Below are 13,464 nucleotides of genomic sequence, written 5' to 3' on the forward strand. Positions count from 1 at the left end.
TTCATGAATAAGATCACCCATTATTTCAAGAGCCTGCTGCTCATCGAGCTGATCCAGGGGTTGTGGCTGACGTTGAAGTACACGTTCAAGCCCAAGTACACCGTGCTGTATCCGATGGAGAAGTTCCCGCAGTCGCCGCGCTTCCGTGGTCTGCACGCGCTGCGCCGTTATCCCAACGGTGAAGAGCGTTGCATCGCCTGCAAGCTGTGCGAGGCGGTGTGCCCGGCGCTGGCCATCACCATCGATTCGGCCAAGCGCGAGGATGGCACCCGCCGTACCACGCGTTACGAGATCGATCTGTTCAAGTGCATCTTCTGCGGATTCTGTGAGGAGAGCTGCCCGGTGGACTCGATCGTCGAGACCCACATCCTCGAATATCACTTCGAGAACCGTGGCGAGAACATCATCACCAAGCCGCAGCTGCTGGCCATTGGCGACCGGCTTGAAGCCGAAATCGCCGAGCGCCGTGCCGCCGACGCCGCTTTCCGCTGAGGTCTTGAGATGGATTGGATCAATATTTTCTTCTGGCTGTTCTCGATCATCGCCGGCATTTCCGCCGCCGCGGTGATCAGCGTGCGCAACCCGGTGTATGCCGTGCTGTGCCTGATCCTGACCTTCTTCTCGGTGGCCTGCGTGTGGTTGCTGGTCGGGGCCGAGTTCCTGGGCGTCACGCTGGTGCTGGTCTATGTCGGCGCGGTGATGGTGCTGTTCCTGTTCGTGGTGATGATGCTCGACATCGACACCTCGACCCTGCGCCAGGGCTGGGTGCGTTACCTGCCGGTCGGACTGCTGGTAGCGGTGGTCATGCTGGTGCAGATGCTGATCCTGATCGGTGTCAAGGCGCGCTCGGCGGTGCCGTTCCCGGCGGACAATGCCGCGGCCATGGCTGCTGAAAGCTCCAACATCACCTGGCTGGCGCGCAGCCTGTTTACCGAATACCTGCTGCCCTTCGAATTCGCCGCAGTGATCCTGACCGTTGCGGTGGTCGCTGCCGTGACCCTGACCCTGCGTCGCCGCGAGGGCCTGAAGAAGCAGGATCCAACCGAACAGACCATGGTCCGCGCCGGGCATCGCCTGCGCATCGTCAAGATGGCCGCCGAGAAGCCGGTGGTGCAGGTCGATACCAAGAACGCCGGTGGCGAGGAGGCCAAGCCATGATTTCCCTGGGCCACATGCTCGCGCTGGGGGCGGTGATGTTCTGCATCAGCGTCGCCGGCATCTTCCTGAACCGGAAGAACATCATCGTCCTGCTGATGTCGATCGAGTTGATGCTGTTGTCGGTGAACATCAACTTCATCGCCTTTTCGCGCGAACTCGGCGATACCGCCGGCCAACTGTTCGTTTTCTTCATCCTGACCGTGGCCGCAGCCGAAGCTGCAATCGGGCTCGCGATCCTGGTGACTCTGTTCCGTACTCGCCGCACCATCAACGTGGGCGAAGTCGATTCGCTGAAGGGCTGATCCGAAGATGGAAATCACTCTCTCCAAGAGTCTGTTGATTGCAGTGGTGCTCGCACCGCTGTTCGGCAGCATCATCGCCGGTCTTTTCGGACGTCAGGTGGGGCGCAAGGGTGCCCAATACGTCACGATCCTCGGTGTGGCCATCAGCTGCGCGCTGTCGATATACGTCTTCTCGCAGTTGCTGTGGGGGGGCGCGCAGCCGTTCAACCAGAACGTCTATACCGTGTTCGAGGTTGGGCAGTACGCGGCCCATGCCGGCTTCATGGTCGACAAGCTGACCGCGATGATGATGGTGGTGGTGACCTTCGTGTCGCTGCTGGTGCACATCTACTCGATCGGCTACATGGCGGAGGATGACGGCTACCAGCGTTTCTTCAGCTACATCTCGCTGTTCACCTTCTCCATGCTCGCGCTGGTGATGAGCAACAACTTCCTGCAGCTGTTCTTCGGCTGGGAAGCGGTGGGCCTGGTGTCGTACCTGCTGATCGGTTTCTATTTCAAGAAGCCGACCGCCATCTTCGCCAACATGAAGGCGTTCCTGGTCAACCGTGTCGGCGACTTCGGTTTCCTGCTCGGCATCGCTGGCGTGCTGTGGGCCTTCGGTTCGCTGGACTACGCCACGGTGTTCGCCAACGCGGGCATGCTGGGCGACCCGAACGCGCTGATCCAGGTGTGGTCGGGCTCGATCAACTTGTTCGGCCAGCAGATCCAGGTGTTCGATGAGCCGCTGATCTGGTCGGTGGCGACGCTGATCTGCATCTGCCTGTTCATCGGTGCGATGGGCAAGTCGGCGCAAGTACCGCTGCACGTGTGGCTGCCCGATTCGATGGAAGGCCCGACCCCGATCTCGGCACTGATCCACGCCGCGACCATGGTCACCGCCGGTATCTTCATGGTCACCCGCATGTCGCCGCTGTTCGAGCTGTCGCAGACGGCCTTGAACTTCGTGCTGTTCACCGGTGCTACCACTGCGTTCTTCACCGGCCTGATCGGCATCGTGCAGAGCGACATCAAGCGCGTGGTCGCCTACTCGACGTTGTCGCAGCTGGGCTACATGACCGTGGCGCTGGGTGTATCGGCCTACTCGGGCGCGGTGTTCCACCTGATGACCCACGCCTTCTTCAAGGCGCTGCTGTTCCTCGGCGCCGGCTCGGTGATCATCGGCATGCATCACGAGCAGAACATGCTGAAGATGGGCGGCCTGCGCAAATACATGCCGATCACCCACATCACCATGTGGATCGGTACCCTGGCGCTGGTGGGTACGCCGTTCTTCTCCGGCTTCTATTCGAAGGACACCATCATCGAGGCGGCCGCGCTCAATGCCCATGCCGCCGATGCGAGCTGGGTAGCGACCTACGGTTACTGGGCGGTGCTCGGTGGCGTGATCGTCACCAGCTTCTACAGCTTCCGCCTGCTGTTCCTGACCTTCTTCGGCGAGGAGCGCTTCCGCAACAACAGCCATGACGACCATGGTCACGGCCATGGCGCGCATGTGCCGCACGAGTCGCCGTGGGTGGTGACCCTGCCGCTGGTGTTGCTGGCGATTCCTTCGATCTTCATCGGCTTCTTCACCGCCGGCCCGATGCTGTTCGGTACCGACTGGGCCGGAAACGCCAGCGTCCACGGGGTTCCGGGACAGGCGATGACGTTCTTCACCGGTATCGTCGATTTCTATGATCCGGCGCGAGACAGCATCGCTGCGGTGGCGGCCGAGTTCTGGCACGGCCCGGTGAAGTTCGCCTTGCACGGCATGATGATGCCGGCGTTCTGGCTGACGGTTGCAGGCCTGGTACTGGCATGGGTGTTCTACATCTGGAAGCCGGAACTGGCAGGCAAGGCACGCAAGTCGCTGGCACCGGTGGTTTCGGTGCTGGAAAACAAGTACGGCTTCGACAAGCTCTGGATTGACGGTTTTGCCGGCGGCAGCGTGCAGCTCGGCAAGGCCGCACGCACCGTGGACAGCTCGATCGTCGACGGGGTGATGGTCAACGGTTCGGCCCGCGTCATCGAGCTGGCTGCCAACCTGTTGCGCCGTACCCAATCCGGCTTCCTCTACCACTACGCCTTCGCGATGATCATCGGTGTGATTGCCCTGCTGGGCGTCCTGATGCATTTCTGGCGTTGACTTGTACGGAATAGAAAACGTGTCGAACTGGCCCTTGCTTAGTATTCTCATCTGGCTGCCGATCTTTGGCGGTGCATTGATCCTTGCCGTGCGCAATGCACAGGCGGCCCGTTGGGCGTCGCTGGCGGTGGCGCTGCTCACCTTCCTGCTCAGCCTCGGCCTGTACACCGGTTATGACCGGGGTGCGACGGAGGTGATGCAGTTCGTCGAGCAGCACCCGTGGATTCCGGCCTTCGGCATCGGCTACAACCTTGCCGTCGACGGTATAGCCATCGCGCTGGTCCTGCTGACCACCCTGGTCGGGGTGCTGGTGCTGGTCGGTGCCTGGGGCGTGATCGACAAGCGCGTGAACCAGTACGTCGCCGCACTGCTGATCCTGGAAGGCGTGACCGTCGGTATTTTCGCCGCGACCGACGCGATGCTGTTCTACGTGTTCTTCGAGGCCATGCTGATCCCGATGTTCCTGATCATCGGTGTCTGGGGTGGTCCGCGCCGCATCTACGCGGCAATGAAGTTCTTCCTGTACACCTTCCTCGGCTCGGTGCTGATGCTGGTGGCGCTGGTCTACCTGTACATCAAGGGTGGCAGCTTCCAGCTGGCAGACCTGTACCAGCTGCAGCTGTCGGCCAAGGAACAGACCTGGATCTTCTTCGCCTTCCTGGTCGCTTTCGCGGTCAAGGTGCCGATGTTCCCGGTGCACACCTGGCTGCCGGATGCGCACGTCGAGGCGCCGACCGCCGGTTCGGTGATCCTGGCCGCCATCGCGCTGAAGATCGGTGGTTACGGTTTCCTGCGCTTCAACCTGCCGATCGTGCCGGACGCGAGCAGCGAGTGGGCTTGGCTGGTCGTCGCGCTGTCGCTGGTGGCGGTGATCTACGTCGGCCTGGTGGCGATGGTGCAGGACGACATGAAGAAGCTGATCGCCTATTCGTCGGTCGCGCACATGGGCTTTGTCACTCTGGGTACCTTCATCGCCCTGTGGCTGGTGCGTGAGGCCGGCAACGCCGATGCCGCCCGCCTGGGCCTGCAGGGTGCGATGGTGCAGATGATTTCGCACGGTTTCGTGTCCGGAGCCATGTTCTCCTGCATCGGTGTGCTCTACGACCGGCTGCACACCCGTCGCATCGCCGATTACGGCGGCGTGGTGAACGTGATGCCGTGGTTTGCCGCTTTCGCGCTGCTGTTCTTCATGGCCAACTCTGGCCTGCCGGGCACCAGCGGTTTCGTTGGCGAATTCATGATCGTGTTGGCCAGCTTCCAGTGGCACCCGCTGGCGGCACTGGCGGCGGCAAGCACGCTGATCATCAGCGCGGCGTACTCGCTGTGGCTGTACAAGCGCGTGTTCTTCGGTGAGGTGGGCAACTCCCATGTTGCCGGGATGAAGGACATCAACGGCCGCGAATGGCTGGTGCTGGGTGTGTATGCGATCGGTACGCTGGTGCTGGGCTTCTACCCGATGCCGCTGACCGACCTGATGGAGCCGTCCATCGCCAAGCTGGCGATGCAGATCGCTTCGAGCAAGCTGCTGTAAGCGGCCCGTCGAGAGTATTGATTCCAGGATTTGATGATGACCACGCCGACGCTTCTGCCGTTGACCACCACTGACCTCCTGCCGCTGCTGCCCGAACTGGCAGTGATCGGCGGCGCCTTTGCCCTGTTGATGCTGGACCTGTTCATCAGCAACCGGAACAAGGTCTGGACCCATTTCATTTCGGTGGCCATTCTCGCCGTCGTCCTCATGCTGCTGGTTGGCGGCGTGGGCGGGCAGGGCGAAGTGTTCCAGGGCATGTTCGTCCGCGACACCGCTGCGGACGTCATGAAGACGGTCATCGTGCTGGTCAGTGGCCTGAGTCTGCTTTATGGCTGGAGCTACCTGCGCGAACGCAACCTCTACCAGGGCGAGATCGCCGTGCTGATCCTGTTCGCCACCGCGGGCATGATGATCCTGGTATCGGCCGGCACGCTGCTGATGGTGTACCTGGGCCTGGAGCTGCTGGCGCTGTGCTCCTATGCGCTGGTCGCCAGCAATCGTGACAACAAGCTCGCCGCCGAAGCCGGCATGAAATACATCGTGCTGGGTTCGCTGGCCTCGGGCCTGCTGCTGTACGGCATGTCGCTGGTCTATGGCGCCACCGGCACGCTGCATCTGGACGTGATCCATGCCTCCATTGCGCAGTCCGACGAGCGCTTGTTGCTGCTCACCGGTGCGCTGTTCATGGTGGCCGGCGTGGCCTTCAAGCTCGGCGCGGCACCGTTCCACATGTGGCTGCCTGACGTCTACCAGGGCGCACCGGCACCGATCGCGCTGTTCATCAGTTCGGCACCGAAGCTGGCCGCGTTCGGCATGGCCTACCGCCTGCTGGAAGCCGGGGTCGGCCCGCTGTCGACCGAACTGCAGTACGTGCTGGCCGGCCTGGCGGCGCTGTCGCTGATCGTCGGTAACCTGATGGCGATCGCGCAGACCAACCTGAAGCGCATGCTCGGCTATTCGACCGTGTCGCATATCGGCTTTCTGCTGATGGGCATCGCCGGTGGCGGTGAGCAGGGCTATTCGGCGGCAATGTTCTACGCCATCACCTATGCGCTGATGTCCACCGCCGCGTTCGGTGTGATCATCGCGCTGTCGCGTGCCGGCTTCGAGGCCGAGAGCATCGACGACTTCAAGGGCCTGAACGCGCGCAACCCGTGGATGGCGGGGCTGATGTTGTGTGCGATGTTCTCGTTGGCCGGTATTCCGCCATTCCTCGGCTTCTGGGCCAAGCTGTCGGTGCTGGGTGCGGCGGTCAACGGTGGTCTGCTGTGGCTGGTGATCCTCGGCGTCATCAGCGCAGTGGTCGGCTGCTTCTACTATCTGCGCGTGGTCAAGGTGATGTATTTCGACGAGCCGGTCGGTGAGCCGCTGCCGCGTCACAACGACCGTATCCTGGGTATCGTGCTGGGCGTGAACTCGCTGGTGCTGCTGCTGCTGCCGGTAGGCTTGGGGCCGATCATGGAGTGGATGCGCAATTCTTTTGCACATTTGTCCTGAAACAGGATACAAAACGGCGCAAAGTGTGTAGTATGTGCGACCTGAGTTGAGTGCAATACCGGTTCGCCGGTTTTGCAGGAGTCGCCAAAGTGCGGCTCGACCGGAAGAATTATTCCGGGCCTTTCCGGAGACGGGACGGCAAGAAGTAAATCAAGGCTTGCATTATTTTCTTGGTTACTTCATAATTCCGCTTCTGATGCGGGGTGGAGCAGTCTGGCAGCTCGTCGGGCTCATAACCCGAAGGTCGCAGGTTCAAATCCTGCCCCCGCTACCAGCTTCGGTCTTTAGCAGCACAGTCGTGTTGATGAGGCAAAAGTTGGGCTCGCAGGAACGCTTGCTTCCGTTCCTGCAACCGGAATCCAGTCATCGGATTCATATCGGACAAAGGGCCCAGTCGGGCCCTTTGTTGTTTCCGCAATATGGAAACCCGGCCGGGTGAAGCCGCACTCTTAAACTTCTATGAATCAAGGCGGGCTGTGAGCGACAAGGCTAGTGAAATCGCGAATCTGCTGAGCCCCACCGTGCAGGCGTTGGGGCTCGAGTTGCTTGGTGCTGAATATCTGCCGGCTCCGGGTGGTGCGACATTGCGTCTGTATATCGATGTGCCGCTGTCCGAGCAGCCTGCGCGCATGGTCAATATCGATGACTGCGAACGGGTGAGCCGCGAAGTCTCGGCACAGCTGGACGTCGAAGATCCGATCAGTGGCAATTACACGCTGGAAGTGTCGTCTCCGGGTGTGGATCGCCCGTTGTTCACGCTGGAACAGTTCGAGCGTGCCATCGGCGAGTCGGCCAAGGTCGGCCTGAAGCTGCCGCAGGAAAAGCGGCGCCGGCTGCAGGGCGAGATCGCCGCGGTCGATGCGCAGGAAGGCACGGTGACGTTTGTTGTCGATGGCAAGCCGTTTGTCGCCGCCTTCGACAACATCGACAAGGCGCGCATCATTCCGGACTGGGCCGCGCTTGGCCTGGCTCCCACCAAACCGACCGGTCCGGCGCCCAAGCAGGGTGGCAAGGCCAAAAACAAATCCAACAACGAAACGGCGGCGGACAAGCCGCGCGCGGAGTGAGTCGATGAGCAAGGAACTTTTGCTGGTAGTTGATGCAGTCGCCAATGAAAAGGGCGTGCCGCGTGAAGTGATTTTCGATGCGATCGAAGCGGCGCTCGCATCTGCTGCGAAGAAGCGTTATGTCGACCAGGACGTGCTGACGCGCGTGTCGATCGACCACAAGGACGGCACCTATGAAACCTTCCGCCGCTGGGAAGTGGTGGCCGATGACGTGGTGATGGAGTCCCCGGACCGCCAGCTCCGCATGATGGACGCGGTCGACGAGGCCGATGACGTCGAGATCGGCGACTACATCGAAGAACAGATCGAGAACCCGGATTTCGGGCGCATTGCCGCGCAGGCTGCCAAGCAGGTGATCGTGCAGCGCGTGCGCGAGGCCGAGCGCCAGCAGGTGGTCGATGCGTGGAAGGACCGCGTGGGCGAACTGGTCACCGGTGTGGTCAAGCGTGCCGAGCGCGGCAACATCTATGTCGACCTGGGCGGCAACGCCGAGGCGTTCATTTCCAAGGACAAGGGTATTCCGCGCGATGTGCTGCGCGCCGGCGACCGCGTGCGCGGCTATCTGGCCGAAGTGCGCTCGGAGCCGCGTGGCCCGCAGCTGTTCATCAGCCGCGCTGCGCCGGAGTTCATGATCGAGCTGTTCAAGCTGGAAGTGCCGGAAGTCGGCCAGGGTCTGGTCGAGATCAAGGCCTGTGCGCGTGACCCGGGCGACCGCGCCAAGATCGCCGTGCTGGCCCACGACACCCGCACCGATCCGATCGGCGCCTGCATCGGCATGCGCGGTTCGCGCGTGCAGGCGGTGTCCAACGAGCTCAACGGTGAGCGCGTGGATATCGTGCTGTGGAATGAAAGCCCGGCCAACTTCGTCATCAACGCGATGGCGCCGGCAGAAGTGCAGTCGATCATCGTCGATGAGGAAAAGCATTCGATGGACCTGGCGGTGGCTGAAGACCGCCTGGCCCAGGCCATCGGCAAGGGCGGCCAGAACGTGCGCCTGGCCAGCCGTCTGACCGGTTGGCAGCTGAACGTGATGACCCAGGACCAGGTCACCGCCAAGTCCGAGGCCGAGCAGGCCGTGGCCCGCCAGCTGTTCATGGACAAGCTGGAAGTGGACGAGGAAATCGCCGGCATCCTGGTCAGCGAAGGCTTCAACACCGTCGAGGAAATCGCCTACGTCCCGGTGGGCGAGTTGCTGGCGGTGGAAGGCTTTGACGAGGGCATCGTCGAGGAACTGCGCGCCCGTGCGCGCGATGCGCTGCTCAATGAAGCGCTGGCGGTGGAAGAGGGTGCAGAGAGCGGCGTGCCGGCCGAAGACCTGCTTGCCCTGGAAGGCATGGATGAAGCCACCGCGTATGCGCTGGCCGGCAATGGCGTGTGTACAAGTGAGGATCTGTCGGACCTGGCTGCTGACGAGATCCTGGAATTCGGCATCGAGGGTATGGATCTGGAGCGCGCCGCGGCGTTGGTCCTGGCAGCCCGCGCCGAGGAGATCGCCCGCCTGGAGCGTGGCGAATGAGCCAGCGATGAACAGTGCCCTGATCCGCTCAGGGCGTAGACTCTGCGCTGCCTTCGTTCGTGACGAGGGGGCGCCAACAAGATCATAGGATCCGAATGTCGCAGCAAACCACCATCCGCAAGCTCGCCGAACTGGTCAATACGCCGGTTGAGAAACTGCTGGAGCAGCTGGCACAGGCCGGCATGAAGTTCAGCGGTCCCGACCAGGTCGTGACCAGCGCCGAAAAAGTGAAACTGCTTGGCTTCCTGCGCCGCTCCCACGGCAAGGACGAGCCAGCGGCAGAAGTTGCCGAAGCGGCGCCGAAGCGAATCGTCCTGAACCGCCGCAAGGTGCAGGAAGTGACGGTCAACGCCGGCCGCAACAAGACCACGGTCAATGTCGAGGTGCGGCAGAAGCGCAGCTACGTCAAGCCGGACGGTGGCAAGGCGGCGATGACGCCGGACGAGGAGCGCGCCGATATCCTGCGCAAGCTGGAGGAGTCGCGGCAGCGCAACCTTGAAGAGCAGCGCATGCTGGCCGAGAAGGACCGTCAGCGTGACGAGGAAATGGTGCGGCAGAAGGAAGCTGCCGAAGAGGCCGAGCGCAAGGCAGCCGAAGAGGCCGCCGCGGAAGCAGCGCGGGCGGCAGAAGCCCAGAAGGCACCGCCGGTCAGGCAGCGGATCGTCGAGACGCTGGAGAAGCCCGAGCGCAAGACCCCGACGCAGCGTGCTGCGGCGGCAACGCCGGCACCCGCGCGCGAGGAGCGCGGCGGAGCGGCGGCCAAGGCCGGCAACAAGTCGCGTGGCTCCGAGGGTGAGGGCGGCAACCGCTTCGGTGGCCAGCTGCACCTGTCTGCCGCCGACCGTGCGCGCCGGGGCAACAGCAACAATTCGCGTGGTCGTCCGGGTGCCCGTGCACCGCACGGCCGTCGTGGCCAGGACCAGTCGCGTAGCGGCAGTGGCAGCCACGCCTTCGAGCGGCCGGTCGCTCCGGTGGTGCGTGAAGTCGCCATCGGCGACACCATCACCGTGGCCGATCTGGCGCAGAAGATGGCGCTGAAGGGCGGCGAGGTGGTCAAGGCGCTGTTCAAGATGGGCGTGATGGCGACCATCACCCAGAGCATCGATCACGACACCGCGGCGCTGGTGACCGAAGAACTGGGCCACACCGTGGTGCGTGCCAACAGCAATGACGCTGAAGACGCGCTGCTGGCAATCGCCGATGCCGACCAGGGTGAGGCGGTGGCACGTCCGCCGGTGGTCACCATCATGGGGCACGTCGACCATGGCAAGACCTCGCTGCTGGATTACATCCGTCGCACCAAGATCGCCACGGGTGAAGCCGGTGGTATCACCCAGCACATCGGTGCCTACCATGTGACCACGCCCAAGGGCGTGATCAGCTTCCTCGACACCCCCGGCCATGCCGCGTTCTCGTCGATGCGTGCCCGTGGCGCGCAGCTGACCGACGTGGTGGTGGTGGTGGTGGCGGCCGATGACGGTGTCATGCCGCAGACCAAGGAAGCCATCCAGCACGCCCGTTCGGCCAATGCGCCGATCGTGGTGGCGATCAACAAGATCGACAAATCCACTGCCGATCCGATGCGCGTCAAGAACGAATTGCTGGCCGAGCAGGTCGTTGCCGAAGAGTTCGGTGGCGATGTGCAGATGGTGGAGATCTCCGCCAAGACCGGTCTGGGCATCGACGACCTGCTGGATGCGATTTCGCTGCAGGCCGAAGTGCTTGAACTCAAGGCGGTGGCCGAAGGCCGCGCCAGCGGCGTGGTGATCGAATCGTCACTGGACAAGGGCCGTGGCCCGGTGGCGACTGTGCTGGTACAGCAGGGCCAACTCAAGAAGGGCGACTATCTGGTGTGCGGTATCCAGTATGGCCGTGTACGTGCCCTGTTCGACGAGACCGGCAGCCAGGTGGACGGTGCCGGCCCGTCGATCCCGGTGCAGGTGCTGGGTCTGTCCGGCGTGCCGGAAGCCGGTGACGATTTCGTCGTCGTGGAAGACGAGCGTCTGGCCAAGGAAGTCGCGCAGGCGCGTGAAACCAAGCGGCGCGAGTCGCGTCTGGTGGCCACCGCGGGCAGCCGCATGGAAGACATCATGGCGCAGCTGGGCAAGGGCGAAGGCCAGCAGGTGCTGAACCTGTTGATCAAGGCCGACGTCCAGGGTTCGGTGCAGGCACTGAGCCAGTCGCTGGTAGGCCTGTCCAACGACGAGATCCGCATCAACGTGATCCACTCCGGCGTGGGCGGCATCACCGAATCGGACGCCAACTCGGCGGCGGCCTCCAAGGCCACCGTGATCGGCTTCAACGTGCGCGCGGATGCATCGGCGCGTCGCATCATCGAAACCCACGGCGTGGACCTGCGTTACTTCTCGATCATCTATGACGTGATCGACCAGGTGAAGCAGGTGGCCTCCGGCCTGCTGGGCGTGGAGATCCGTGAAGAGATCATCGGTATCGCCGAGGTCCGCGACGTTTTCCGCAGCTCCAAGCTGGGTGCCATTGCCGGCTGTATGGTGGTCGAGGGTGTGGTCAAGCGGAACAAGCCGATCCGCGTGCTGCGTGATAGCGTGGTGGTGTTCGAGGGCGAGCTGGAATCGCTGCGTCGCTTCAAGGAAAACGTCGAGGAAGTCCGCAACGGTACCGAGTGCGGTATCGGCGTGAAGGCCTACAACGACGTCAAGGCTGGCGATCAGATCGAGTGCTTCGAGCGTATCGAAGTGGCGCGTACGCTGTAATCGTCACAACAGCCGGCCCGCACCGCAGCGGGCCGGCCGATTTTCTCCGTATCGAACCAGAAGAGCTGACAAGTGCCCAAGACTTTCCACCGTACCGACCGTGTTTCCGCACAGATCCGTCGCGATCTGGGCACTTTGGTGCATGCCATCGTGCGCGAGCACGGGCTGCCATCGGTCAGCGTTTCCGATGTGGAAGTCACCCGTGACATGGCCCATGCCAAGGTGTTCGTGACGGCGCTGATGCCGGAACGTTCAGCCGAGGCGGTCCAGGGACTGCGTGAGCTGGCGGGCGAACTGCGCACCGGTCTGGCGCGGGCGATGAAGCTGCGGCACGTTCCGGAGCTGCATTTCCATTACGACGATTCGGTGGATCGCGGCGAGCGGATCGACAATCTCCTGCGCAGTCTTCCCGATACGCTGGCGGCGCAGTCGTCCGCCCCGGACGAAGACGAATAAGTCCGAGACAGCCCGCAAGGGCTGTTCTTTTATCTGCCTTCCGGGCGGCGCACCGCCGTCGGGCGGGCGCTGTTTTCAACAGCGCGTGTGGCCGCGCCATCCGCGCAGATCCGACCCCCAGGTGGTGCATGCGTCCTCGAATCCAATTCCGTCGTCTGGACGGTATCGTGCTGCTCGACAAGCCCGCGGGCATGAGCTCCAACACCGCGTTGCAGGTGGCCCGGCGCCTCTTCCGCGCGGAGAAAGGCGGTCATACCGGCAGCCTGGATCCGCTCGCCACCGGCCTGCTGCCGCTGTGTTTCGGCGAGGCGACCAAAATCGCAGGCCTGCTGCTGGGCTCGGCCAAGGCCTATGACGCGGACATCGTGCTGGGCGTGACCACCGACACCGATGATGCCGATGGCGTGGAGTTGTTGCGACGCCCGGTGCCGGACATTGCCGAGGCGACCCTGTCCATGGCGCTGGCATCGCTGACCGGCCATATCCGCCAGCGTGCCCCGATCTATTCGGCGCTCAAACAGGGCGGTGAGCCGTTATATGCCAAGGCCCGCCGGGGGGAGGTGATCGAGGCCCCGGAGCGCGAGGTGCACGTGCAGGCGATCGAGGTGCTTGTGCGCGATGGCGAGCGTCTGTCGCTGCGGGTCACCTGCGGCTCGGGCACCTACATCCGCGCCCTGGCACGGGATCTGGGCGAACTGCTGCGCTGCGGCGCGCACATTACCGGGTTGCGCCGGCTGTGGGTGGAGCCTTTTCTGGCGCCGCGCATGATCGGGCTGGATGCGCTGCGGACGCTGGCCGAAAGTGGTGACGAAGCCGAATTGATGGAATGGCTGCTGCCGGTGGATGCGGGGCTGAGCCACTTCCCGCGGATCGAACTTGATGCTGAACAGGTGCGGCGCGTTCGCATGGGGCAGCGTCTGCGCGATCCGGCCTGGCCGGAAGGGCTGGCCGCGCTGTTCGAGCGTGATGGTGGGGCGGTGGGGCTGGCGCAGGTGGAGGCGGGCGGGCGTTTGTCGCCGCAGCGCCTGTTCAACCTGTGAACGGTTTGCCGCATGTCCGGTCATGCGCCTTGTGAGC

Annotated in this window: 10 protein-coding genes, 1 tRNA gene and 2 pseudogenes; all 13 read left to right on the forward strand. The window is 63.2% G+C overall.

Annotated features, from left to right (window positions below; all coding sequences use genetic code 11):
• The first annotated feature begins 3 nt into the window (after nucleotides 1-3).
• The 13 genes and pseudogenes from nuoI (at nucleotide 4) to truB (ending at nucleotide 13,427) form a co-directional block, all read left to right on the forward strand.
• Complete coding sequence (gene nuoI / locus ACSBPQ_RS05015) at nucleotides 4-492, forward strand: NADH-quinone oxidoreductase subunit NuoI (protein ID WP_442683952.1); 489 nt, start codon at nucleotides 4-6, stop codon at nucleotides 490-492.
• Between the two features lie 9 nt (nucleotides 493-501).
• A complete protein-coding gene (locus tag ACSBPQ_RS05020; RefSeq protein WP_442683953.1) occupies nucleotides 502-1,158 on the forward strand; it encodes an NADH-quinone oxidoreductase subunit J in 657 nt (218 codons plus the stop codon).
• On the forward strand, nucleotides 1,155-1,460 hold the full coding sequence (nuoK, locus tag ACSBPQ_RS05025; RefSeq protein WP_442683954.1) for an NADH-quinone oxidoreductase subunit NuoK: 306 nt from the start codon (nucleotides 1,155-1,157) through the stop codon (nucleotides 1,458-1,460). Before ACSBPQ_RS05020 ends, nuoK begins: the two co-directional genes overlap by 4 nt.
• Nucleotides 1,461-1,467: 7 nt before the next feature.
• A complete protein-coding gene (nuoL, locus tag ACSBPQ_RS05030) occupies nucleotides 1,468-3,588 on the forward strand; it encodes an NADH-quinone oxidoreductase subunit L (RefSeq protein ID WP_442683955.1) in 2,121 nt (706 codons plus the stop codon).
• 19 nt (nucleotides 3,589-3,607) lie between these two features.
• A complete protein-coding gene (locus ACSBPQ_RS05035; protein WP_442683956.1) occupies nucleotides 3,608-5,119 on the forward strand; it encodes an NADH-quinone oxidoreductase subunit M in 1,512 nt (503 codons plus the stop codon).
• Nucleotides 5,120-5,155: 36 nt separating this feature from the next.
• The gene (gene nuoN, locus ACSBPQ_RS05040; protein WP_442683957.1) at nucleotides 5,156-6,616 is read left to right on the forward strand and encodes an NADH-quinone oxidoreductase subunit NuoN; all 1,461 of its coding nucleotides are present in this window, start codon (nucleotides 5,156-5,158) and stop codon (nucleotides 6,614-6,616) included.
• Nucleotides 6,617-6,813: 197 nt separating this feature from the next.
• Nucleotides 6,814-6,890: transfer RNA gene (locus ACSBPQ_RS05045), tRNA-Met, on the forward strand.
• A 202-nt stretch (nucleotides 6,891-7,092) separates the two neighbouring features.
• A complete protein-coding gene (rimP, locus tag ACSBPQ_RS05050; protein WP_442683958.1) occupies nucleotides 7,093-7,683 on the forward strand; it encodes a ribosome maturation factor RimP in 591 nt (196 codons plus the stop codon).
• A gap of 4 nt (nucleotides 7,684-7,687) precedes the next feature.
• Nucleotides 7,688-9,199: a transcription termination factor NusA gene (gene nusA / locus ACSBPQ_RS05055; RefSeq protein WP_442683959.1), complete on the forward strand. Its 1,512-nt coding sequence runs from the start codon at nucleotides 7,688-7,690 to the stop codon at nucleotides 9,197-9,199.
• A gap of 95 nt (nucleotides 9,200-9,294) precedes the next feature.
• Nucleotides 9,295-9,817: pseudogene (locus ACSBPQ_RS05060) on the forward strand (translation initiation factor IF-2 associated domain-containing protein); the annotation flags it as partial.
• 95 nt (nucleotides 9,818-9,912) lie between these two features.
• Nucleotides 9,913-11,931: pseudogene (infB, locus tag ACSBPQ_RS05065) on the forward strand (translation initiation factor IF-2); the annotation flags it as partial.
• 72 nt (nucleotides 11,932-12,003) lie between these two features.
• On the forward strand, nucleotides 12,004-12,387 hold the full coding sequence (rbfA, locus tag ACSBPQ_RS05070; protein WP_442683960.1) for a 30S ribosome-binding factor RbfA: 384 nt from the start codon (nucleotides 12,004-12,006) through the stop codon (nucleotides 12,385-12,387).
• Between the two features lie 128 nt (nucleotides 12,388-12,515).
• Nucleotides 12,516-13,427, forward strand: coding sequence for a tRNA pseudouridine(55) synthase TruB (truB, locus tag ACSBPQ_RS05075; RefSeq protein ID WP_442683961.1), 912 nt, complete (start codon nucleotides 12,516-12,518; stop codon nucleotides 13,425-13,427).
• Nucleotides 13,428-13,464: the final 37 nt, after the last annotated feature.

The organism is Stenotrophomonas sp. JC08 (assembly GCF_052180205.1).
GTDB lineage: Bacteria > Pseudomonadota > Gammaproteobacteria > Xanthomonadales > Xanthomonadaceae > Stenotrophomonas.